Origin of the sequence: Micromonospora sp. WMMD882 (assembly GCF_027497255.1) — a bacterium.
Lineage (GTDB): Bacteria > Actinomycetota > Actinomycetes > Mycobacteriales > Micromonosporaceae > Micromonospora.
Genome location: NZ_CP114903.1, coordinates 3881160 through 3903400 on the forward strand (window position 1 = coordinate 3881160; position 22241 = coordinate 3903400).

General features: G+C 73.4%; 23 protein-coding genes, 1 pseudogene and 1 riboswitch. Of the genes and pseudogenes, 13 read left to right on the plus strand and 11 right to left on the minus strand.

The annotated features are described in order from the left end of the window. Window positions 1-74: 74 nt before the first annotated feature. From O7606_RS16195 to O7606_RS16205, 3 genes are read right to left on the minus strand one after another with little or no spacing between them, the layout of a single operon-like run. Complete coding sequence (locus tag O7606_RS16195; RefSeq protein ID WP_281594866.1) at window positions 75-2366, minus strand: heavy metal translocating P-type ATPase; 2292 nt, start codon at window positions 2364-2366, stop codon at window positions 75-77. 30 nt (window positions 2367-2396) lie between these two features. Then, on the minus strand, window positions 2397-3377 hold the full coding sequence (locus O7606_RS16200; RefSeq protein WP_281594867.1) for a hypothetical protein: 981 nt from the start codon (window positions 3375-3377) through the stop codon (window positions 2397-2399). Window positions 3378-3382: 5 nt separating this feature from the next. After that, window positions 3383-3592: a copper ion binding protein gene (locus tag O7606_RS16205; RefSeq protein WP_281594868.1), complete on the minus strand. Its 210-nt coding sequence runs from the start codon at window positions 3590-3592 to the stop codon at window positions 3383-3385. 88 nt (window positions 3593-3680) lie between these two features. On the opposite strand from O7606_RS16205, the gene O7606_RS16210 reads away from it, so the two are divergent. From O7606_RS16210 to O7606_RS16235, 6 genes and pseudogenes are all read left to right on the plus strand, one after another. Next, window positions 3681-3977 carry a metal-sensitive transcriptional regulator gene (locus O7606_RS16210; RefSeq protein WP_281594869.1) on the plus strand — a complete coding sequence of 99 codons (297 nt, stop codon included), beginning with the start codon at window positions 3681-3683 and terminating at the stop codon, window positions 3975-3977. 85 nt (window positions 3978-4062) lie between these two features. After that, a complete protein-coding gene (locus tag O7606_RS16215; protein WP_281594870.1) occupies window positions 4063-4533 on the plus strand; it encodes a hypothetical protein in 471 nt (156 codons plus the stop codon). Between the two features lie 334 nt (window positions 4534-4867). Next, a complete protein-coding gene (locus tag O7606_RS16220) occupies window positions 4868-5281 on the plus strand; it encodes a hypothetical protein (protein ID WP_281594871.1) in 414 nt (137 codons plus the stop codon). A 44-nt stretch (window positions 5282-5325) separates the two neighbouring features. Continuing rightward, a pseudogene (locus tag O7606_RS16225) lies at window positions 5326-5388 on the plus strand (DivIVA domain-containing protein); the annotation flags it as partial. 373 nt (window positions 5389-5761) lie between these two features. Next, on the plus strand, window positions 5762-7057 hold the full coding sequence (locus O7606_RS16230; RefSeq protein ID WP_281594872.1) for a YibE/F family protein: 1296 nt from the start codon (window positions 5762-5764) through the stop codon (window positions 7055-7057). Between the two features lie 196 nt (window positions 7058-7253). Next, window positions 7254-7385, plus strand: a riboswitch (cyclic di-AMP (ydaO/yuaA leader). 3 nt (window positions 7386-7388) lie between these two features. Beyond that, window positions 7389-8405 carry a hypothetical protein gene (locus O7606_RS16235; RefSeq protein ID WP_281594873.1) on the plus strand — a complete coding sequence of 339 codons (1017 nt, stop codon included), beginning with the start codon at window positions 7389-7391 and terminating at the stop codon, window positions 8403-8405. Between the two features lie 66 nt (window positions 8406-8471). Here O7606_RS16235 and O7606_RS16240 read toward each other — a convergent pair whose 3' ends face one another. Continuing rightward, on the minus strand, window positions 8472-9155 hold the full coding sequence (locus tag O7606_RS16240) for a carbonic anhydrase (protein ID WP_281594874.1): 684 nt from the start codon (window positions 9153-9155) through the stop codon (window positions 8472-8474). A gap of 195 nt (window positions 9156-9350) precedes the next feature. Here O7606_RS16240 and O7606_RS16245 point away from each other — a divergent pair, with 195 nt between their 5' ends. From O7606_RS16245 to O7606_RS16260, 4 genes are all read left to right on the plus strand, one after another. Beyond that, the gene (locus O7606_RS16245; protein ID WP_281594875.1) at window positions 9351-9695 is read left to right on the plus strand and encodes a helix-turn-helix domain-containing protein; all 345 of its coding nucleotides are present in this window, start codon (window positions 9351-9353) and stop codon (window positions 9693-9695) included. Between the two features lie 253 nt (window positions 9696-9948). Then, window positions 9949-10362 carry a hypothetical protein gene (locus O7606_RS16250; protein WP_281594876.1) on the plus strand — a complete coding sequence of 138 codons (414 nt, stop codon included), beginning with the start codon at window positions 9949-9951 and terminating at the stop codon, window positions 10360-10362. Between the two features lie 541 nt (window positions 10363-10903). After that, complete coding sequence (locus tag O7606_RS16255) at window positions 10904-11701, plus strand: hypothetical protein (protein ID WP_281594877.1); 798 nt, start codon at window positions 10904-10906, stop codon at window positions 11699-11701. Window positions 11702-12024: 323 nt separating this feature from the next. After that, window positions 12025-12741: a C39 family peptidase gene (locus O7606_RS16260; RefSeq protein ID WP_281594878.1), complete on the plus strand. Its 717-nt coding sequence runs from the start codon at window positions 12025-12027 to the stop codon at window positions 12739-12741. Between the two features lie 49 nt (window positions 12742-12790). Here O7606_RS16260 and O7606_RS16265 read toward each other — a convergent pair whose 3' ends face one another. Further along, a complete protein-coding gene (locus O7606_RS16265; protein WP_281594879.1) occupies window positions 12791-14068 on the minus strand; it encodes an FUSC family protein in 1278 nt (425 codons plus the stop codon). 207 nt (window positions 14069-14275) lie between these two features. Between O7606_RS16265 and O7606_RS16270 the strand changes: the two genes are divergently transcribed. Beyond that, window positions 14276-14425, plus strand: a complete 150-nt coding sequence (locus O7606_RS16270) for a hypothetical protein (RefSeq protein WP_281594880.1) — start codon at window positions 14276-14278, stop codon at window positions 14423-14425. A 71-nt stretch (window positions 14426-14496) separates the two neighbouring features. Here O7606_RS16270 and O7606_RS16275 read toward each other — a convergent pair whose 3' ends face one another. The 3 genes from O7606_RS16275 to O7606_RS16285 form a co-directional block, all read right to left on the minus strand. After that, the gene (locus O7606_RS16275; RefSeq protein ID WP_281594881.1) at window positions 14497-14724 is read right to left on the minus strand and encodes a ferredoxin; all 228 of its coding nucleotides are present in this window, start codon (window positions 14722-14724) and stop codon (window positions 14497-14499) included. 16 nt (window positions 14725-14740) lie between these two features. Next, window positions 14741-15937: a cytochrome P450 gene (locus O7606_RS16280; RefSeq protein ID WP_281594882.1), complete on the minus strand. Its 1197-nt coding sequence runs from the start codon at window positions 15935-15937 to the stop codon at window positions 14741-14743. 142 nt (window positions 15938-16079) lie between these two features. After that, window positions 16080-16262 (minus strand): antitoxin, encoded by a 183-nt coding sequence (locus O7606_RS16285; RefSeq protein ID WP_281594883.1) that lies wholly within the window; start codon window positions 16260-16262, stop codon window positions 16080-16082. A 161-nt stretch (window positions 16263-16423) separates the two neighbouring features. On the opposite strand from O7606_RS16285, the gene O7606_RS16290 reads away from it, so the two are divergent. Next, window positions 16424-17542, plus strand: a complete 1119-nt coding sequence (locus O7606_RS16290) for an AI-2E family transporter (protein ID WP_281594884.1) — start codon at window positions 16424-16426, stop codon at window positions 17540-17542. Window positions 17543-17801: 259 nt separating this feature from the next. Here the strand turns inward: O7606_RS16290 and O7606_RS16295 are convergent, their stop codons facing one another. Beyond that, entirely contained in the window at window positions 17802-18455 is a 654-nt protein-coding gene (locus tag O7606_RS16295) for an alpha/beta fold hydrolase (RefSeq protein ID WP_281599706.1), read from the minus strand. A gap of 417 nt (window positions 18456-18872) precedes the next feature. On the opposite strand from O7606_RS16295, the gene O7606_RS16300 reads away from it, so the two are divergent. Beyond that, a complete protein-coding gene (locus O7606_RS16300) occupies window positions 18873-19052 on the plus strand; it encodes a hypothetical protein (RefSeq protein ID WP_281594885.1) in 180 nt (59 codons plus the stop codon). A 40-nt stretch (window positions 19053-19092) separates the two neighbouring features. On the opposite strand, the gene O7606_RS16305 is transcribed toward O7606_RS16300, so the two are convergent. After that, a complete protein-coding gene (locus O7606_RS16305) occupies window positions 19093-21465 on the minus strand; it encodes a glycosyl hydrolase family 65 protein (RefSeq protein WP_281594886.1) in 2373 nt (790 codons plus the stop codon). After that, the gene (locus tag O7606_RS16310) at window positions 21462-22214 is read right to left on the minus strand and encodes a beta-phosphoglucomutase family hydrolase (protein WP_281594887.1); all 753 of its coding nucleotides are present in this window, start codon (window positions 22212-22214) and stop codon (window positions 21462-21464) included. Before O7606_RS16310 ends, O7606_RS16305 begins: the two co-directional genes overlap by 4 nt. Window positions 22215-22241 lie beyond the last annotated feature (27 nt).

Genomic DNA, 22241 nt, shown 5'->3' on the forward strand with positions numbered 1-22241 from the left:
AGCGTAACCGGTCCGTGTTCAGATCGGCACACATCGACGTCTGATCGGCGCGGCTCCCGACCGGACGAGGAGATTCAGCTCACCGGTCGGAAACCGCGTAGGCGCAGACTGTTGGCCACCACGAAAACCGACGAGAACGCCATGGCCGCTCCGGCGATCATGGGGTTGAGCAGTCCGGCGGCGGCCAGCGGCAGGGCGGCCACGTTGTAGGCGAACGCCCAGAACAGGTTGCTCCTGATGGTCCGCAGGGTCCGCCGGGAAAGCCGGACCGCGTCCACCGCCGCCATCAGGTCGCCCCGGACGAGGGTCAGGTCGGACGCCTCGATCGCGACGTCCGTACCGGTGCCCATGGCCAGCCCCAGATCGGCCTGGGCCAGCGCGGCGGCGTCGTTGACCCCGTCCCCGACCATCGCCACCACCCGCCCTTCGGCCTGCAACCGGGTGACGACGGCCACCTTCTCCGCCGGCAGCACCTCGGCGACCACCTCGGCCACGCCCACCTCGTCGGCGACGGCGCGGGCGGCGGCGGTGTTGTCGCCGGTGAGCAGCACCGGGGTCAGCCCGAGCGCCCGGAACCGGTCGATCGCGGCCCGGCTTGTCGGTTTCACCACGTCGGCGACCACCAGGACGCCGCGCGCCCGCCCGGACCAGCCGGCCAGCACCGCCGTCCGTCCCTTGGCCTGCGCGGCGGTCACCGCCCGCTCGACCTCCTCCGGTACGGCGAGACCACGCTCCCGCAGCAGGCGGAGCCGCCCGACCACCAGGTCGGCGTGACCGTCCACACTGCCGGTGACGCCCAGCCCCGCGACGTTGGTGAACCCGGTCACGGCGGGCAGCGCGCCGGCACGCTGCCCGGCGCCATCACCGCCAGCGCCGGCACGCTGCCCGGCGCCGGCGGTGACGGCACGGGCGATCGGATGCTCGCTGGCGGCCTCCAGCGCGCCGGCCAGCCGCAGCAGCTCGTCGGCGTCCTGCCCGGCGGCGGGGAGCACGTCGACCAGGGTCATCCGGCCGGTGGTGACGGTACCGGTCTTGTCCAGCACGACGGTGTCGATCCGTCGGGTGGACTCCAGCGCCTCCGGACCCTTGATGAGGATGCCGAGCTGCGCGCCCCGACCGGTGCCGACCAGCAGCGCGGTCGGCGTGGCCAGGCCGAGCGCGCACGGGCAGGCGATGATCAGCACCGCGACGGCGGCGGTGAACGCGGCGGTCGGGCCGGCGCCGTTGCCGATCCAGAAGCCGAGCGTGCCGACCGCGAGCGCGATCACGATCGGCACGAACACCCCGGAGATCCGGTCGGCCAGCCGCTGCACGGCGGCCTTACCGGTCTGCGCCTGCTCGACCAGCTTCGCCATCTGGGCGAGCTGGGTGTCCGCGCCGACCCGGGTGGCGGTGACGACAAGCCGGCCGCCCGCGTTCACGGTGGCTCCCACCACGGCGTCCCCCGGAGCCACCTCGACCGGCACGGACTCGCCGGTGAGCATGCTGGCGTCGACCGCCGAGGTGCCTTCGGCCACCATCCCGTCGGTGGCGACCTTCTCGCCCGGCCGGACCACGAACCGGTCCCCCACCGCGAGCCGGTCGACGGGGATCCGCACCTCCGCCCCGTCGCGGAGCACGGCGACGTCCTTCGCGCCCAACTCCAGCAGGGCACGCAGCGCCGACCCGGCGGTCCGCTTGGCGCGGGCCTCGAAGTAGCGGCCGGCGAGGATGAAGACGGTCACCCCGGCCGCCGCCTCCAGGTAGATGTTGCCGGCCCCGTCGGTGCGACCGATGTCCAACGTGAACGGATGCGTCATGCCGGGCGTGCCGGCGTCGCCGAGGAAGAGCGCCCACAGCGACCAGCCGAACGCGGCGAGCGTGCCGAGCGAGACGAGCGTGTCCATGGTGGCCGCGCCGTGCCGCAGGTTGACCAGGGCGGCCCGGTGGAAGGGCAGCCCGCCCCAGACCACCACCGGCGCGGCCAGCGTCAGCGACAGCCACTGCCAGTAGGTGAACTGCCAGGCCGGGACCATGGCCAGCACGATCACCGGTACGGTCAGCGCCGTCGCCACCCACAGCCGGGTACGCGCGACCCGCAGCTCGTCTACCGGCTCCGTCGCCCCGGCCGGCCCCGATCCGCCGGGCGGGGGCGGCAGGGCGGCGGTGTAGCCGGTCTGCTCGACGGTGGCGATCAGCTTTTCCGGGGTGACGTCTCCGGCGTACCGGACGGTGGCCTTCTCGGTGGCGTAGTTGACGGTGGCGGTCACCCCGTCGAGGCGGTTGAGTTTCTTCTCGATCCGGGCGGCGCAGGAGGCGCAGGTCATGCCGCCGATCGCCAGCTCGATCTGGCGCGCTGCGACCGGCAGGGGCCGGGCGGTGGACATGACGACCTCCGATCAGTCGGTGGTGGGCGCTCAGTCGTGGGTGTGGTCGGCTGAGCCGGCCGGGTGGGTGTGGTCGGCGGGGCGGGCCCGCAGCGTGAACTCGGCGGTACGGACCACGTCGCCGTGCCGGAAGTCCAGGTAGAGGCGGTACGTACCGGTCGACGGCACCTCGGCGCGGAACCGCGTCTGCGGGCCGGGGCTGGTCCGCCCGTCCCCGGGCGCGCCCTCCGGGTGCACGTGCAGGTAGGCCAGGTCACCCTGCCGCAGCGCGACCAGGTGCCCGTACGCGCCGAGGTACGGCTGAAGGTCGGTGACCGGCACGCCGTCCCGGCTGACCCGTGCCGTCAACTCGCTGGTGGCTCCGGCGCGCAGCTCACCGGTCAGGTCGACGGTGTAGCCGTCCACGGTGACGCGGTACCCGTCGACGGTGGCGATGTCGGCCGGTCGGGGCAGCGTGCGCGGGGTGAACAGGCCCGGGACGGCGAGATCGACGCCCAGGGTGAGCGACGTCCCGCCCGACGGGGTGAAATCGGCGAAGGCCCGCCACGTGCCCGGCGCCCCGAGCGGCGAGGCGACCCGCCAGACGCCGTCCGCGCCCAGCTCCGGGTGCACGTGCCGGAAACCGGAGAGATCCCGGCGTACGACGATCAGGTGCATCCTCTTCTCGTGCGCCTCGTCGTACGCGGTGACCGGGCGGCCGTCCGGCCCGGTGATCTGGAAGGCGAAGTCGCCGGCCGGGGCGTCGACCGGGCGGAACGTGTACCCCCGGTCGGAGACCTGCAACCCGCCGGGCAGGTGCCCGGCAGCCGCGCCCGACGCGGCCCCGTCGCCATGGCTGTCGTCCCCACGGCTGTCGTCCCCGTGGCCGTCGCCTCCGCGGCTGTCGTCCCCGTGGCCGTCGTCCCCGTGGGCGGGGGCGACGGGGTCGGCCACCTGGCCGGCCCCGTACGCCGCGCCGAACATCGCCACGAGGCCGAGGGCGAAACCGCCCAGCTTCGTCGCCGTGTTCATGCCGGTCAGGACGCCACGAGGTGGTAACCGGCCTCGTCGACGGCGGCCCGGACGACGTCGGTCGCCAGCGGCGTCTCGCTGGTGACGGTGACCTGCCCGGCGGGCAGGTCGACCCGGACGTCGCTGACCCCGTCGAGCGCGCCGACCTCCTTGGTGATGCTGCTGACGCAGTGTCCGCAGGTCATGCCCCGGACCTGGTACGTGCTGGTGACCATGGGGACTCCTCTCGTGTCAGGATACCCGCCGGGGGTATCCCGGCCACGACGCTAACATACCCCCCAGGGGTAAGCTATCCTCGGTGCCATGACCTCAGCCACGCCGATCCGGGGCTATACCGCCAGCAAGGACCAGCTACTCGCGCGCCTGCGCCGGGTGGAGGGGCAGGTCCGGGGCATCGAGAAGATGGTCGACGAGGACCGGTACTGCATCGACGTGCTCACCCAGATCTCCGCCATCCAGGCGGCCCTCGACAAGGTCGCCCTCGGCCTGCTCGACGGCCACGCCCGGCACTGCCTGCACGAGGGGGCCGCCGAGGGTCGCGCCGACGAGATGGCCAGCGAGATGATGGCCGCCGTGGGTCGCCTCATGAAGCGCGGCTGACCGCGCGCCACCCGGCCCGACCGGGAGGGTCGCACTAAACTCGCGGCTGCCCGAACTGCCCGGCACGGTGGGAACCGGAGAGTCCATGCAGGTGATCGCCGCCCTCGACGTGATCGAGGCGCTACTGCGCGCCAGCGCGCACCCCGATTTCCAGAACATCGGGCGGTACGGCGCCGACACCGCTGCCGGCGGCAGCTCGCCGCCCGGAGTGAAGGTCACCCACCAGTCCGGTTCGGCCACGATGATCTGGGCCACGGCGGCGAAGCCCGAGGCCGCCACCGTCGCCCTGCCGCCCGAGATGCCACCGCCGCCGCAGCGCGTACAGCGCATGGTGTCGTTCGCCGTCCAACTCTTCGACGCCGCCCGGCCCGCCGCGTTCACCACCTGGGAGCCCTGCAAGTACCCCGGTGTGCACATCTCGCCCGCCGGCCTACGGATCACCGCCTCGGACGGCTCCAAGATCCACCTTCGGGTGACCAACGCCGCCGGCGCCGCCCGGGAACCCGACAAGGACCCCCACCCGGACTACCAGTTCCCGGCAGAAGTGCGGTCGTGACCACGCCCACCCGGGCCCACGTCCCCACCGACCCGCCTCCCCCCTCCGGACACCCGCCTCCCCCCTCCGGACACCCGCCCCGGCCCTGCCCGGACACCCACCTCGGCCCTGCCCGGACGCCCACCCAGGGATCCGGCTCCGCCCGTCGCCATCCGACGACCGCCGCCCAGCCCCACGGTGCCACTTCTCTCACCCGCTCACCCGCTCACCCGCTCACCGGAGATCTTGGACACTTACCTCTCTATTTCGACGGTAATTGTCCAAGATCTCCAACACTCACAAGCAGCGCGAAGATCAACCACAAAGTTGATCTTCGGGTCCGATAAGAACACGGGTGGCCCGGCCCGGCGCGGGCGGCCCGGCGCGGGCGGCCCGGCGCGGCGCGGAACTGGCGCTCGACCTCGTCGACGAGGCGGAACGGCTGCTCGGGCTGGGCGTCCAACGGCTGCGCGACGGGCCAGGCCGGCGGGCGGGCGGCGGTGACCTGAGCGCCACCCTGGCCATGGTCGCCGTACGGCTGGGCGCGGCAGCCGACCGGGTCGACCGGTTCCCGCACCGGATCAGGGTCGCCGAGGAGCAGCTTCGCGCCGCGCGCCGGGACGGCCCCACCGTCGAGGCGGTCAGCCGGCAGTGGAGCGAGGCCGCCGACCAGCTCACCCGGGCCGGCGCCGTCCTCCGCGAGACCGTCGCCGCCCTGGCCGCCCCTGGTACGGCAGGACCGCCCGCCGCCCCGGGAGGGCAGTCGTGATCCATCTGACCTGGGAGCGGCTGGAGCCGTACGCGATCAGGGCCGTGCGGTTCGAGCGGCGCTGGCGGGGCCTCGCGCCGGAGCAGGTGTACGCATACCTCGACCGGGTCGCCGACGAGGTCGAACGGCTGCGCCAGCACATCCGGGCGGCGGCGAGCCGGGGTCGCTGGGTGCTGCGCCTGCCGGTTACGGTGCCCGACGAGGCGACGGCGGTCGCGTTGGCCGTCGCGCCGCGTGACTCCCTCGCCCACGTGCCTGTGTTCGACTTCGGCGCGGCCACGGTGAGCGCCGAGGACGACCAGTCGCGGCGTGCCCGGATCTGGCGTGACGTCCGCCTCCCGGACGGCGGCGGTCGGCGCATGCTGCTCCCCGGGCACGATGGGGGGGTGCCGGGGGTGAGGTGTCAGGAAGGCGCCCTTCCTTACGCTGAACCGGGCGGCGGGGCTGGCCGTACCAGTGTGCGGATCGTTTGGAGTAGTGATGGGTCACGACCACAGCAGTCCGGCCGCGCCGGCGTCGCCACGGGTGCGTCGCATCCTGATCGCGACGGTGGTGCCGCTGTTCGTGCTCAGCGTGATCGCGGCGGTGGTGCTGTGGCCCCGGGACGCCCCGGAGGTGCCCGGCGGCGCGGACGCGCCGCGCTACCACGGCACGGTCACCCGGTTGGTGACCGAGTCGTGCCCGCCGACGCCCGAGGCGCCGGAGGGCGGCGCGGGGCCGTGCGGCACGGCGACGGTGTCCGTGGACAGCGGGCCGGACGCCGGGCAGCAGGTCGAGACGCCGATCCCGGCCGGGCCGGGCGCGCCGAGGGTGGACGTCGGCGACCGGGTGGTGCTGGTCGTGTTGACCGATCCGACCGACCCGTCGGTGAGTGACTACAACATCGCCGCGCACCAGCGGGGCAAGCCGCTGATCTGGCTGGCGTTGGTCTTCGCGGTGGCGATCGTGGCGTTCGGCAGGTGGCGCGGGCTGGCCGCGCTCGGCGGGCTGGTGGTCAGCTTCGGCATCCTGCTGACCTTCGTGCTGCCCGGCATCAGCGCCGGTCAGTCGCCGCTGCCGGTGGCGGTCACCGGGGCGGCGCTGATCATGTTCGTGGTGTTGTACCTCACCCACGGGGTCAGCGCGCAGACGTCCGTCGCGGTGCTCGGCACGCTGGCCAGTCTGGTTCTCACCGGCATTCTGGGCACGCTGGCCACCGGTCTCACCCATTTGACCGGGTACGGCTCGGAGGACGCCACCACGCTGTCCATGTTCCAGGCCGACATCGACCTGCACGGCCTGTTGCTGGCCGGCATCATCATCGGGTCGCTGGGCGTGCTGGACGACGTGACGGTCACCCAGGCCGCCACGGTCACCGAGCTGGCCCACGCGAACCCGAACCTCACCCGACTCCAGCTCTACCGCGCGGCGACCCGGGTCGGCCGGGCGCACATCGCCTCGACGGTCAACACCATCGTGCTCGCGTACGCGGGCGCGTCGCTGCCGCTGCTGCTGTTGCTGACCGCCGACACCCGGGGCATGACCGAGATCCTGACCAGCGAGTTCCTCGCCCAGGAGATCGTCCGCAGCATCGTGGCGACGCTCGGCCTGATCGCCGCCGTACCGATCACCACCGGCCTGGCCGCGTTGGTGACCACCGCCGGCCGGGGTCGCGCCCCGGCCGGCCCCCGCCCGCCCCGGCCCGCCGGGGACCGGGACGAGGCGCTCGCCGCGCTGAGCGCCCCGCGCGCCACCACCGTCGAATCCGCCGACCGTCCCACGTCCTGGCCGGGCTGACCGAGGAGCACGAATACGACATGGCAGAACTCCGCAGCGTGACGATCACCCCTCGTGATCTTGATAAATGTGTCACGAGTGACGGAATCGGATTGTCAAATAGCGCTTTTGGTCGGGATCCGGACGTAGAACCAGACCGGCACTGTCGGGTAACCTCGCTGCCGGTCACCGCCACGGACGGCGCGCAGCGGCGCCAGCGGGGCCACCGCCTAATCGCCTACGGGCGAGCCGGGGAACCAGGTTCGTGGGGTGTATCCGCTTCGGCGGTAGGGGCCACTTCCGCCCCGAACCCGTCAGCTAACCCGGTCGGCGGTCGACGGAAGGGAAGACTGTGACGGCACCCCTACGCCGCTGGGCGAGACCCGCCGTGGCTGTGCTCGCCGCGCTCGCCGTGGCCCTCGGCTCCGCCGCCGCGCCAGCCGGCGCCGCCCCCGCCAACCCGTCCGGGCACGACGGCGCGCAGCCGAAGATGCTCAACGACGTGATCGAGGCGGCCAACCGCAGCTACGCGCAGGCGCAGGCGAAGCTGAACAAGTCAAAGGAACGGCAGCTCACCCTCGACCTGGAGCGGCGACGCGCCGAGAACGAGCTGAACGCGCTCACCCCCCAGGTGGCCACGATCGCCGCCCAGTCCTACCGGACGGGCCGGATCGGCGCGGCGGCCCTGCTGCTCGACACCAACAGCCCCGACTCGTTCGTCAGGCGGGTCGGCGCGCTCGACGAGATGAACCGGATCAACGCCAAGCGGATCGCCGCCGTCGCCGCCGCCAAGGACCAGGCGGACCGGGCCAAGAAGGCGCTCGACGCCGAGGTGGTCGAGCAGCAGAAACAGAACGACATCCTGCGCAAGCGCAAGACCGAGGCCGAGAAGGCGCTCGCCCTGGTCGGTGGCGTCGGCCTGACCGGCGGGTACGTCGACGCCACCTCACCGGTGGCGAAGATGGGCCCCGGGCGCGACTCCAACGGCAACTGGGCGCCGATGAGCTGCACCGAGGACGACCCGACCACCAGCGGCTGCATCACGCCCCGCACCCTCCACATGTACAAGGAGGTCAAGCGGGCCGGTTTCGACCGGTTCGTCGGCTGCTACCGGTCGGGCGGGCCGTACGAGCACCCGAAGGGGCGGGCCTGCGACTGGTCGTTGCAGAACAGCGGCTTCAGCTCCTGGGACACCCTCGACGAACGCAAGTACGGCAACAACCTCGCCGCGTTCCTGGTCCGCAACGCCGACCGGCTCGGCATCTACTACGTCATCTGGAACCGGCAGATCTGGTTCCCGTCGACCAAGTGGAGCTCGTACAGCGGCCCCTCGAACCACACCGACCACGTGCACGTGTCCCTGCTCTGACGCGCTGACCTGCGGAAAAGCCCTCCTCCGGCGTACCGGGGAGGGCTTTTCCGCGCGGGCGGACGGTCAGTGGGGGGTGGGGTCGGCCGGGGTGAGCGGGCCGGCGGCGAGGGCGTACCGGTCGTCGGCCGGCAGCGCGCGCACCACCCGGACCTCCCCGGCCGCCAACCGGTACGACATGCCGACCACCGCGCACTGCCCCAGCTCGACGGCGCGGGCCAGCGTCACCGACCGTTCCAGCAGCACCTCGACGGTGTGCGCGATGTGGATGTCGACGATGCCGTCGATGTCGTCCACGCCCTCCCGGGCGGCCCGGCGCAGGCTGGGCACCACCGCGCCGACGATCGACCCGAGGTGGCCGGGGGGCGCCGTGCCGGTGCCGTCGGCCTCGCGGGCGGCCTGCACCGCGCCGCAGGAGTCGTGCCCGAGCACCACCACCAGCGGAGTGCCCAGGACGGTCACCGCGTACTCGACGCTGCCCAGCACCTCGGCGCCGACGGTGTGCCCCGCGGTGCGTACCACGAAGAGGTCACCGAGGCCGCGGTCGAAGATGATCTCGGCGGCCAGCCGGGAGTCGGAGCAACCGACGATCACCGCGAACGGGTGCTGCCCCTGCGCCACGGCGGCCCGGTGGTCGGCGTCCTGGTTGGGGTGCCGGTTCTCGCCGGCGACGAAACGGCGGTTGCCGGCCTGCAGCTCGGCCAGCGCCTCGGCCGGGTTCGTCGGAGGCGGCTCCTTGCGAACGGTCATCTTCCCACCCCTTCGCCGGGTCGGCCCGTACGCCCCGACCCCCGGGGACGGGCACGGCTCGCCACCACGTTCACACGGAGCGCAAACTACGTCAAGATATACGTGATCTGCGTTTCAGGTGTTGACAGCTCACCGGTCCGACCGGAACTCCTCCCTGTCGAGGGGGCGGCCGGAACATGAGGGCCGGGTCATAACATGACCGTCATGGCGACGACACGCGGCGCGAGCGGGAGCCCCCGGAACTGGACGTTCCTCACCAACCACGCACACGTTCTGCTCGCCATCGCCCGCAACCCGACCGCTCGGCTCCGCGACGTCGCCGACGAGGTCGGGGTGACCGAACGCGCCGCCCAGGCGATCGTCGCCGACCTGGAGGCCGGCGGCTACCTCCAGCGGACGCGGGTCGGCCGGCGCAACGAGTACACGGTGAACCCGGCCGGGCGGTTCCGGCATCCCGCCGAGGCGTACCAGCACGTGGGAGCCCTGCTGGCCCTGTTCGCCGAGCAGCCCGACACGGATCCGGCCCTGGACCCGACCTGAGCACCGCCCCGCCCCTGGACCGACCTGAGTAACGCCCCGCCCCTGGCCTGAGCACCGCCCCGGCCCTGGCCTGGTCACCCCTCGGGCCCGGGTCCACAGTGGTCGGGTCCGCGCCGGTGGCGCGGCGACCGCCGCCCGACGTCGATGCCGATCCCGCCGATCGTCGACGCCGCCGGTCCGAAGGACACGGTGGCACCGGTCACACCAGTGCTGCGGGGAGGCGGCCACACCGCTCACGGGTTAGGTTGGAACGGTGCAGCCGTCAGCCTTCGTCCGTCCGTTGGGGCCGACGGTGCTGCGCGCGCTACGCGTCCTTTCCCGGCTGGCGATCGCCACACTGGTCTTCGCGCTGACCCTCGGCGGCGCGACGGCCGCCACAGCCGCTCCGGCCACTACAGCCGCCATTCCGGCTACTACCGGCGTGCCGTCCACTTCGGTCGCGCCCGGGGCACAGCCGACGCCGACCAGCGTGCCACGTCTGCCGCAGACCGCCGTCCGGCCGGTCGGCGCGCACCCCGGGTCCGCCGAGCAGCCGCCAGGTGTGCCCGCCGCCGGGTCGGCCGCTGTCGCCCGGTCGGTCGTCGTGCCCGCGCTGGCCCGGGTCGTGCCGCCGGCCGTCGCTCCCGGCCACGGTCCGCTGGGCCGGCGCGGTCCACCCCTCGGCTGATCCGCAGGCGTCCGCCCCACGACTGACCGTCGGCTGACCGACCTTCTGGCCGCTGACCGGCTCTCTGGCCGACTACCTGGCCGCTGGTCGGCTTTCTGTCCGCTGACCGACTGCCTGGCCGCTGGTCGGCCGATCGACGGTCGCGCCACCCGGGCCGTCGGCCGTCGCGCTGACCCTGGTCGTTCGGCCACTGCGCCGCCCGGCTGCCGGATCACCGCGCTGACCCTGGTCGTTCGGCCACTACGTCGCCCGGCCGCCGGATCACCGCGTGGGTCGGTCGTTCGACCGTCGCCTCGACTGTCCGACCGGCTGCCGCGCCCCGGCGCTCCGGTCCCCGGCGCTCCAGGCCTCGGTCGACAGGCGGTCCCCGGTCGACAGCCGGTCGACCGGTTGTCGGTCCGCGGACGAGTTTCGTCGCTCGCCCGTGCCGGCGGTTCGTGGCGCGGCCGACCGACACCGGTCGCCGAGCAGGTCAGGCTCCGACCCCGCGCGGCAACCAGTTAAGCCCCGTCCCGTCCATCCTCGTCACGAGGTGCTGGTGATGATGCAGACCGTTCTCTCCTCCGTCCTGATCGACGTTCCCCGAGCCGCTGTCATCTGGCTGATCCTCCTCGGCCTGATCGTGGCCGCCGTCAGCATGCTGATCGTCCGACCGGACCGCTTCCGGGTCGGTGACCGGATCCGGCAGGCGGTCCTGCCCGCCGAACCGGAGGTGGAGGCGACACAGGAGCAGCGGGATCTCGACCGCTACCTGACGGAGATCGGCGTCGCCGCCGACCGGGCCGCGACCACCGCGGAGCGCCGCCGGGCCGAGTGGCTCGCCGCCCAGGACGAGGTCGAGGCCGCCTGGCAGGCGTACCAGGCCGGCGAGGAGGATCTGCGCCGGCTGACCGCCGCTGCCGCCCTGCCACTGCCCCGTACGCCGCAGACCCCCGCCGAGTACGCCGACCGGGAACGTTGGCTGCACCGGGCCGCCTCAGCCGCGTACGAGCGTGACGAGCTGTCCCGCACGCAGCTCGACGACGTGCTCGCGCAGCGCGCCGGCTGGGATCCGCGTCGCCACCCGGTCGAGCAGGAGATGGTGCTGCGTCGGGCCGTCCGGGACCATCTGCTCGCCCGGCACCGCGCCGCCGCCGACCGGGAGCAGGCCGCGTGGCTGGCCGCCGAGTTGGCCGCCGCCTCGGCCAGGAGCCTGCGGGACGAGATGCGCGCCGCTGCCGAGCGGGTGCCCGAGCCGACCAGTCTGCTCCCGTTGACCGCCCCCACCCAGCCCGTCCCGGTTATCGAGCCGCGTCCGGTTCGTACCGAATTCGCGCGGGGGCGAGCCGCCGTCGCCTGATAGCGCGCTCCGCCCCCGAAGAGAGATCCCTGAAAAGGCGGTGTCCCGCACAGCGGATACCGCCTTATCCGGGATGACGAGTTGACCTTGAGGCGGGAGGGACCAGGGGGGCGGGAGGGACCAGGGGGCGGGAGGGACCAGGGGGGTGAGAGGGCGCGGCGGCGGGAGGCGCAGGGGCGGAATGGGCGCGGGGGGCGGCTCGTTGAACGGGCGGTAGGGCCTGAGCAGGGCCGACGGATTCCATGAACAGCCGAGCGCCCACGTGGTGCCGGCGTCACCTCCGGCCGGACACGGAGGGACGTCACCCCCGAAGGAGCTTCGACATGAACTGGATCCTGCGTGAGCGTGAGCGTGAGCGTGCGCTCGCCGTCGCCGGGCTGGTCGCCGCCGGGCTGGTGGCCCTGGTCGGCGCCGCGGCCGGGTCGGCCCTGGCCGGGCCGACCGGGAACGGGCCGGTGGCCGGGCAGCGCCCCACCCTTTCGACCGACCGTGACGACAGCCGGGACCGCGGTGACCGGCGGGACGACCGGGACCAGCGCCGGGAGCGTACGGTGCCCGTCGCGTACCAGGCACAGCCCAACTTCTACTACTGCGGTCCGGCGGCCACCCGGATCGCCCTGTCCGCCGACGGCAAGCTGATCAGCCAGGACGAGCTGGCCGCGAAGCTCGGCACCACGCAGGCCGGCACCGCCTCCGCCGAGGACATCACCCGGGTGCTCAACGAGCTGACCGGCGGCGGTTACCGGACCACGGAGATCCGGGGCCCGGCGGCCCGGCCCGAGCAGATCGAGCGGCTACGCGCCGACGTGGTCGACGCGCTGGACGCCGGAGACCCGGTGGTGGCCAACATCATGGGCAGCGCGGTGGACAGCGTCGGGCGGCAGCACTCGTACCCGGGTGGGCACTACCTGACCGTGGTCGCCTACCGCGACGGTGGCGACACCGTGCGGATCGCGGACCCGGCCGACCCGGTCGGCGAGTACTGGATGAGCACCGACCGGCTGGCGCACTGGATCGCCGAACGTGGCTACAGCTCCTGACCGGACGCCCCGGGCCGGTCGCCCCACCGGGCGGCCGGCCCGACCACCCTCACCCGCCCCGGGCCGAGCCCGGCGGCGAGTCGCTCTCCTCGGCCGGGTCACGGTACGAGTCGTCCTCCCGGGTCGAGCCCGGGGACGAGTCGTCGTCCTGGTACGAGCCTTCGTCCGGGGATGAGACGTCGTCGTCCTGGGACGGGTCGACGTCCGGGGACCGGTCGGCGTGCACCGCGCGTAGCACCTCCCGCCGTACCAGGCGGTTCGCCTCCGCCGGGCGCACCCCGGTGGCCCGGACCAGGTCGCTCGCGGCGGCCCGGATCTGGGTGAGTACCGCCTCGCCGAACGGTCGGAGCGGGTGCTGCCGCGCCCGACCGGCCGTCGACGCCGCCGCCAACGCGCCTTTCCGGGTCTCACCGTGCGGACGTTGGCGCCGGCTCTCCCGGCGGAGCTGTTCGACCGCGTCGGCCAGCTCCCCGACGGCCGCCGACAACTCGCGTGGTACGGGTTCGCCGTACTCCAGCAGGGTGGCGCTGCGTCGCGCCAGGTCGGTGCAGGTGTCGATCATCCGGTTCATGTGCTTGACGCCGACGGCGTACCGTTCGTACTCCTGCCGGCGGTGCCAGCGCGCCGGCGAGATCCGCACCACCTCCTCGGCGCCGCTGAGCGCCTCCCGCAACCGCTCCCGGTCCGGCCCCATGGCGCGCAGTCGGTCCTGCACCGCGCGGGCCCGGTCCGGGTCACCTTTTGCCAGGGCGGACGCCAGGTTGCGGAGCTGGCCGACGAAGAGCTCGAAGACCGGCTCCGCCGCGCGGTTCAGGATCCAGTGCGGGTTGAGGGGCAGCAGCAGCGCCACCACGACCATCCCGACGAGGGAACCGACCGAGGCGTCCACGATCCGGGGCAGTTCGAGATCACGTTGGCTGGAGGAGAGGGTGGCGATCAGCACCGCCGTACCGCCGACGTGGCTGACCACCGTGCCCCCGCGGCCGGCGAAGACCAGCGCGATGAAGATGGCCGCGCCCACGATGAAGCCGGTCTGCCAGGTTCCCGCGCCCACCAGGTAGATCAGGATGTCACCGATGACGATGCCGAGCGCGACCCCGATCAGCAGTTCGAGCGTGCGGCGGGTGCGCTGGCCGATCGCCGCCGCGATGGTGCCCACCGCCGCCGTGGGGGCGAAGACCGGGTTCGGGTTGCCGAGCACGTTCGCCGACAGCCACCACGCCAGCGCCGCCGCCGCCCCGGCCTGGGTGGCGATCAGCGCGATGATCTGCAGTTGTCGGCGGCGCAACCGCGCCGCCCGGCTGCCCTGGTAGCGACTCCGCGCCAACTGGTGCCGGGCCCACCGGATGAAGGGCCGCCGGGAGCGCCCCTGGCCGGTGCGGGCATTCCGACCTCGGCCGGTGCGGTCGGTCCCCGAGCGGGGGTACGGGCGGGACGCGGTCACGGCGGCGCTTACCCGGCCAGGACCCGCCCAACCGTCACCGGCGGCCCCGGGCTTCCTTCTCAGCTCCACTTCCCGGAAGATCGGGCGGCCGTGGGGGGTCGGCGCGGCGGCCGGAGGTACCGGTTCGACATCCGTAACTTCCCGCACCTCGCCCCGGGCACCGGTCTGGTGGACCGGCTGCGGGACGCGTTCAGCGGTCGCCCGACCACCGTGGCGGAGCTGCGGGAGAAGCAGCGCTGACGCTGTGCCGCCGTGTCGCCCCGGGGGACGGCACGGCGTCAGTTCGGCGGGGGCCAGAGTTCGGGCGGGGGTCAGAGTTCGGGGGCGATCCGCCGTTCGCTCACCGCGTCGGCGACCCGGATGGCCTCCACCGGGCAGGACTCCGCCGCGTCGATCACGGCGTCGGCCGGTTCGATCAGCTCCTCCCGGGGACAGGACAGGCCGTCAACGAGGACGAAGTGCTCCGGTGCCGCGCCCGTGCAGATGCCGGATCCGATGCACCGGGTGGGGTCGACGGTCACCCGCCACGCCGAGTTCACAGGGGTCTCCTTTCGCTCACCAGCTCACCGGCAGGCTGGTCAGGCCGCGCACCAGCAGACCGGTCTTCCAGGTCAGTTCCGACTCGGGCACGGCGAGCCGCAGCTCCGGCGTCCGGTCGAGCAGGGCGCTCAGGACGACCTGGAGCTCCATCCGGGCGAGCTGCGCCCCGACACAGTGGTGGACGCCGTGCCCGAAGGCGAGATGCGGGTTGACCTGCCGGGCCAGATCGACCCGGTCCGGTTCGACGAAGACCCGCTCGTCGCGGTTGGCCGAGGGGATCGAGACGAGCACCGGCTCACCGGCCCGGACGAGCACCCCACCCAGCTCCACGTCCTCGGTGGCGTACCGGGGAAAACCCGCGGTCGTGCCGAGCGGGACGAAACGCAGCAGCTCCTCGACGGCGTTCGGCACGAGTTCCGGCTCGGCCCGTAGCCGCGCCCACTGCTCCGGCTCGGTGAGCAGCACGTACACCAGGTTCGGAATCTGGTTCACCGTGGTCTCGTGGCCGGCTGCCAGCAGCCCGGCGGCGAGCCCGACCAGCTCGTCCTCGCTGAGCCGTTCGGCGTCGGTGTCCCGGACCCGGACCATCGCGCCGATCAGGTCGTCGGTGGGGGCGCTACGCCGCTGGGCGACCAGTCCGGCCATGTACGCGCGCAGATTGTCCAGATACTCCCGGACCTGGTCGGGGCGCAGCGAGGTGGTCGAGACGATCGCCTCGGACCAGGCGTGGAAGTCGTCCTGGTCGGCTACCGGCACGCCCAGCAGGTCGCAGATGACCCGGATCGGCAGCGGGGTGGCCAGGTGGGCGACCAGGTCGGCGGGGGCGCCGGCGGCGAGCATGCCGTCGACCAGCTCGTCGGCGATCCGACGGGTGCCCGGTCGCAGCTCCTCGACCCGGCGCGCGGTGAACGCCCTGGCCACCACCCGGCGCAACCGGGTGTGCTCGGGCGGATCCATCCCGAGGATGCCGGTCTCCCGCTGGTCGGGCACGTTGCGGGGCTCGTCACGACCGGCCGCGGCGGCCCGGCTGAACCGCGGGTCCCCGAGCACCGTCCGCACGTCGGCGTGCCGGGTGGCCAGCCAGGCCGGCTCACCGTACGGCAGCCGGACGCGGACCAGCGGCTCGTCGCGCCGCAGCTCGGCCAGCCGCGGATCGAGTTCGAGCCGGTCGGGGATGCTGAACGGATAGCGCTGCGCGCTCGTCTCGGTCACCGGACCGTCCTCTCGTCGGCTCCCACAGCCGGTGCGGTCGCCACGTCCGCCGCCCACGACTCGACGTCGAGTCATGCCCTGATTGCGGATAGTAGCGAGAGAGGTCGATCCTGACCAGAGCCCCCGGTGACCGAACCTGAAGTCAGCGCACCTGGTCGCCTTCGCCGGTACGCCGCTGCGCCTGGTCGACGCCCTGGTCGATCTGCTTGCCGTGCTTGCCGCCGGTGCGCTCGTCGATCTGGTCGCCGGCCTTCTCCAGCCCCTGGTCGACCTGCTTGTCGTGCTGGTCGGCGAAATTCTTGGCCTTGTCCATGAAGTCGCTCACGAGGTTCTCCCCTGTTCGTCGGTCCGCCTCTGCCTTCCCCCGGCACGATGGGGCAAACACGACACCCGGCCGGGAGGCCGGGTGTCGGGTCGCCCGGGCCGGGCAGGGTGTCGGGTCGCCCGGTTACGGGTACCCGGGCGGCGAGATCGAGGAGGGTCCACGTGATCGAGGACGACGACGGGCGTGCCGCCGACCGGGGGGCAGCATCGGGCGGCCTGCGGGGCACCTGGGACCGGCTGCCCTGGCTGGCGCGTTCGGTGGTGGTGTGGAGCGCCTGCCTGGTGGTGGTCGTCCTGGCGCTGTACCTGCTCGGCCGGATCGCGGTGATGCTGGCTCCGCTGGCGATCGCGCTGGCCGCCACCCTCTTCCTCGCCGCGCTGCTCGACCCGGTGACCCGGCTGCTGCGCCGGCTGCGGCTGCCCGGCTCGCTCGCCGCGCTGCTCACCGTGCTGCTGCTGCTCGGGTTCCTCTTCGGCTCGGTCGCGCTGGTCTGGAGCCTGACCGCCGACCAGTTCGGCGAGCTGGCGCAGGAGGTCGACCAGGGCGTCTCGCGCGCCCGGGACTTCGTCACCTCCACCCTGCCGGTCAGCGACACCCAACTCGACCGGTTGATCCGGCAGGCACAGCGCGGGCTCAGCTCCAACTCCCCCGACCCGGTGTCCGGCGCCCGTACCGCCGTCGAGGCGACCGGGTCGGTGCTGCTCGCCCTCGTACTGCTGTTCTTCCTGCTCAAGGACGGCCGACCGATGTGGTGGTGGGTGGTCGGCCGGGTCTCCGAGCGGAACCGCGCGATCGCCCACGACGCGGGCCGGGCCGGCTGGCGGACCCTCGGCGCGTACAGCCGGGGGACCGTGATGATCGCGGCGATCGACGCGGTCGGGATCGGTCTGGCGCTGGTCCTGCTCGGGGTGCCACTGGCGTTCCCGCTGGCGCTGATCACGTTCATCGGCGCGTTCATCCCGATCATCGGGGCGACCGTGGCCGGCGCGATCGCGGTCCTGGTGGCGCTCGCCGCGAACGGTCCCGGCACCGCGCTGCTCGTCCTCGCGGCGGTGATCGCGGTGCAACAGACCGAGGGCAACCTCCTGGAGCCGCTGATCATGAAGCGTCAGGTACGCCTGCACCCGGCGGTGATCCTGGTGGCGGTGACCGCCGGCGCGCTGGTCGCCGGGATCGCTGGCGCGTTCGTGGCGGTGCCGATCACCGCTGTCGCGTACCGGGTGGTGGACACCATCCTGCGCCACCGCCGCGCCGACCTCCCGCCCCCCACCACCCCTTGACCGCCCCGAGCCGTCCAGTCGCCGTCCCCGGCCCACCCCGGCCCACCCCGGGCCGCCCCGGGCCGCCGCCGCCACCCGCGCCCAGTTCCGCGATGTGGGGGTGTCCTGGTGTCGGGACCCCACAACATCACCGAGATGGCGGGCGGCACGGCGGGACGGAGTGGCGTGTCGGGGCAGGGCGGGACGGGGTGGGGTGGGGGGGCGTGCAGGGCAGGGCAGGGCGGGGTGGCGTGCGGGGCGGGGTGGGGGGCGGGGCGCGTCAGGGTCGCAGGTGGGTGGTGAACCAGGCGGCGGCCTCGTCGGCGACCTGCGCCAGGGTGCCCGGCTCCTCGAACAGGTGCGTCGCGCCGGGCACCACCCGCAGCTCCCCAACCCCGTCAAGGGGGGACATGGCGGTCTCGTTCAGCGCGATCACCTGCTCGTCCAGGCCACCGACCAGCAGCAGGCTGGGCGCGCGTACCCGGGACAGGGCCGCGCCGGCCAGGTCCGGACGGCCGCCCCGGGACACCACCGCCCGTACCCGTTCCGGTCGGGCCGCCGCCGCGACGAGCGCTCCCGCCGCTCCCGTGCTCGCCCCGAACAGTCCGATCGGCAGCCGCCCGAGCGTCGGCTCGACGGCCAGCCAGTCGACGATCGCGGCCAACCGGTCACCGAGCAGGCCGATGTCGAACCGGAGTTCCGCCGTCCGCTCGTCCACCTGCTCCTCGTCGCTGGTCAGCAGGTCGATCAGGACGGTGGCGAGTCCCCGGTCGTTGAGCGCGCGGGCCACCGCCAGGTTGCGCGGGCTGTGCCGGGAGGAACCGCTGCCGTGGGCGAACAGCACGGTCCCGGCCGTTTCGGCGGGTACCCGCAGGTCGGCGGCGAGTTCGACACCGGCGGCGGGAATGGTCACCTCGGTCGTCCGCACGTCCACGGTCATCTCGCTGTTCCTCCCGCCCTACCGTCCGCCGACAGGTCGCCGGTACGCCCACCGACGGGTCGCCGGTGGATCAACTCGTCGGTCGTCGGTCGTCGGTGGGAGTACCCGGCGCGCCGGCCGACAGTCGTACCTCGGCCCTCGGACAACCGCCACCGAACACCTCGGACAGCCGCCGCCGAACCCTGCGGACAGCCGCCGCCGGAGCCCGCGCCGCTGGGAGCCGGTCGCCTTTCCGGAGCGACCCGGGTGGGTTTGCCCTGGATGATGCCGGGTAGCCGTCCCGCTGACCGGCGCGCCAGGTGATCCCCCCGACAGGCGGGAAACCGACGGCGGGAGACCGACGGCGGCGGGAGACCGACGGCGGAAGACCGACGGCGCTCATCCGCCACGGACGACGACGGGAGAATCGTCATGGACCAGCAGCCCCGGAAGCGTGACGAAGAACAGCGACCGCGCGAGGACGTCCGACGCGGCCAGGACTGGGCGGACGAGGCGGCTCAGGCGCGGACGGCCGACGACCCACGCGCGATGGCCCCGCACGACGCCGCCGGCCGTCCGTCGACCACCGGCCGCCCGGAGCGGCACCGCTGACCCGCGGCGGGCGCCGGCCCCGGCCTCCGGGCGTCGGCGCTCACTCGCGGATCTGGTCGGCCTGGCGGAGCGGGGCGCGGCCGGGAGGCTGCGTCGGCGGCGGACCGGACGGCCGGGGCGGCGGCACCGGCATGGTGACCGGCTGGACGCAGGTCACCCGGACCGGCTCGCCGTGGTGCAGCAGCTCCAGGACGGTGTCCGGGCCGCCGTGCCGCAGCGAGTACGTCGTCTGGTGCGGCCGGATGTCCACCCGCAGCCGGAGCTGCCGCCACTGCACCGTGAACTCCAGCCGACCGAGCCGGCTGGACAGCCGGGGGCAGAAGGTGAGCAGGCCCTCGTGGTCGCGTAGGCCGCCGAACCCGGCGACCAGCGCGATCCACGCCCCGGCCAGCGAGGCCATGTGCACGCCGTCGCGGGTGTTCTCGTTGAGGTCGTGCAGGTCCATCAGCGCGGCCTCGCGCAGGTAGCTGTGCGCCAGCTCGGGGTGGCCCACCTCGGCGGCCAGCACCGCCTGGGTGCAGGCCGACAGGGACGAGTCCCGGACGGTCCGCCGCTCGTAGTAGAGAAAGTTGCGGATCTTCTCGGCCGGGGTGAACGCGTCGCCGCGCCAGTGCATCGCCAGCACCAGGTCGGCCTGCTTCACCACCTGCTTGCGGTACAGGTCGAAGTACGGGTAGTGCAGCAGCAGCGGGTACTTGTCCGGCGGGGTCTGCTCGAAGTCCCACTCCTCCAGCCGGGTGAACCCCTCGACCTGCTCGTGCACGTCGACCTCGTCGTCGTACGGGACGTGCATGGCGTGCGCGGCGTCCCGCCAGGCCGCCGCCTCCTCCTCGGTCACCCCGAGCCGGAACGCCTGGTCGCGGTAGCGCATCGCTACGTCGGCGGCGGCCAGCAGGTTCCGCTGGGCCATCAGGTTGGTGTAGATGTTGTCGTTCTTGACGGCGGTGTACTCGTCCGGCCCGGTGACCCCGTCGATGTGGAACTCGCCGTGCCGGTCGTGGTGCCCGAGCGAACGCCACAGCCGGGCCGTCTCGACCAGCAGCTCCAGCCCGATCGCCTGCTCCAGCTCGGTGTCCCCGGTGACCAGCACGTACCTGCGCAGCGCGTCGGCGACGTCGGCGGCGATGTGGAAGGCCGCCGTGCCGGCCGGCCAGTACGCCGACGACTCCGGGCCCTCGATGGTGCGCCAGGGGAAGGCCGCGCCGGCCAGGTTCAACGTCCGGGCCCGCTCGCGGGCCTGCTCAAGCGTGGAGTGCCGCCAGTGCAGGGCGTCCCGCACCGCGCTCGGCTGGGTGTACGTGAGCACCGGCAGCACGAACATCTCGGTGTCCCAGAACGCGTGCCCGTCGTAGCCGGGGCCGGTCAGCCCCTTGGCGGCGATCGGTCGACGCTCGGCGCGGGCGCCGGCCTGCAACACGTGGAACAGCCCGAACCGTACCGCCTGCTGCACCTCCGGGTCGCCCTCGACGCGTACGTCGGCGGCTTCCCAGAATTCGTCCAGGTACTCCCGCTGCTCGCGGCGCAGGCCCTCCCAGCCGTCCAGTTTGGCCGCCGCCAGGGCCGCGCCGACCTGGTCGCGCAGGGCCGGCAGGGACCGCCGGCTCGACCAGCCGTACGTGAGCAGCTTGACCACGTGCAGCTTCTGCCCCGGCTCCAGCACACAGCCGACGGTGGTGCGGACCCAGTCGTCGTACCCCTCGGTGCCGACGGTGGTGCGCGCCGGGCCGCGCACCTGGTGGTCCATGGCGGCGGCGACCCGCAGGCCGCTGACCTTCGTACGGTGGATCAGCAGGCCGCCGTTGTCCCGGGTGAGCTGTTCCTCGGCGAGCAGCGGGGATTCCAGCACCGCGGCGACCCGGGGGTCCCGGCTCTGCGCCGGCAGGCTCTCGTTGGCCACCAGCTCGGACTGGAGGATCACCCGGATCGGGCCGTCCACCGCCTCGACCTCGTAGTCGATGGCGGCGACCGACCGCTGCCGGAACGACACCAGCCGGGTGCTGCGCACCTTGACCTCTCGGCCGGCGGGGGACCGCCAGTGCAGGGTGCGGTGCAGGGTGCCGGCGCGCAGGTCGAGGACCCGTTCGTGGTCGAGGACCTCGCCGTACCGGACGTCGAGCGGCTCGTCGTCGATCATGAGCCGGATCAGCTTGCCGTTGGTGACGTTGACGACGGTCTGCCCGGACTCGGGGAAACCGAAGCCGGCCTCGGCGTACGGCAGGGGACGCAGCTCGTAGAACGAGTTGAGGTAGGTGCCGGGCAGGCCGTGCGGCTCGCCCTCGTCCAGGTTGCCGCGCAGCCCGATGTGGCCGTTGGAGAGCGCGAACAGCGACTCCGACTGGGCGAGGATGTCCAGGTCGAGCCGCACCTCCCGGACGTGCCACGGCTCGACCGGGAAGGTCCGTTCCCGGATCATCCGCCCAGCCCGCCGCTGAGCAGGTCGCCGAGGTCGCGCACCACGATGTCGGCGCCCTGGGCGAGCAGCTCGTCGGCCTGCCCGACCCGGTCCACGCCGACCACGTAGCCGAACCCGCCGGCCCGGCCGGCAGCCACCCCGGCCAGCGCGTCCTCGAACACCACCGCCTGCGCGGGCACCACGCCGAGCAGTCGCGCCCCGGCGAGGAAGGTGTCCGGGTGTGGTTTGCCACGGAGCCCTTCGGCGCGGGCGACCAGGCCGTCGACCCGGGCTTCCAGCAGCGGCTCCAGGCCACCGGCGGCGACCACCTCGCGGCCGTTGGCGCTGGCGGTGACCACGGCCCGACGCAGCCCGGCGGCGGACGCCGCCTCCAGGTAGGCGACCGAGCCGGGGTAGACCTCCACCCCGCCGGTGCGCAGCCGTTCCAGCAGGACGACGTTCTTGCGGTTGCCGATGCCGTGCACGGTCTCCGCGCCGGGCGGGTCGTCCGGCTCCCCGTCGGGCAGCGCGATGCCGCGGGAGGCGAGGAAGGTGCGTACCCCGTCCGCCCGGGGGCGGCCGTCGACGTACCTGTTGTAGTCGTCGCCCGGGTCGAAGGGCCGGTACGGCTCACCGGTCGCGGTGGCCCGGGCCCGCAGGAACGCGTCGAAGGTCTCGGTCCAGGCGGCGTTGTGCACCTGGGCGGTCTGCGTCAGCACGCCGTCCAGATCGAAGAGACAGGCGGTCACGTGATCAGGTAGGCCCAGCACGGCATCAATCTAACCAGCGGGCCACCC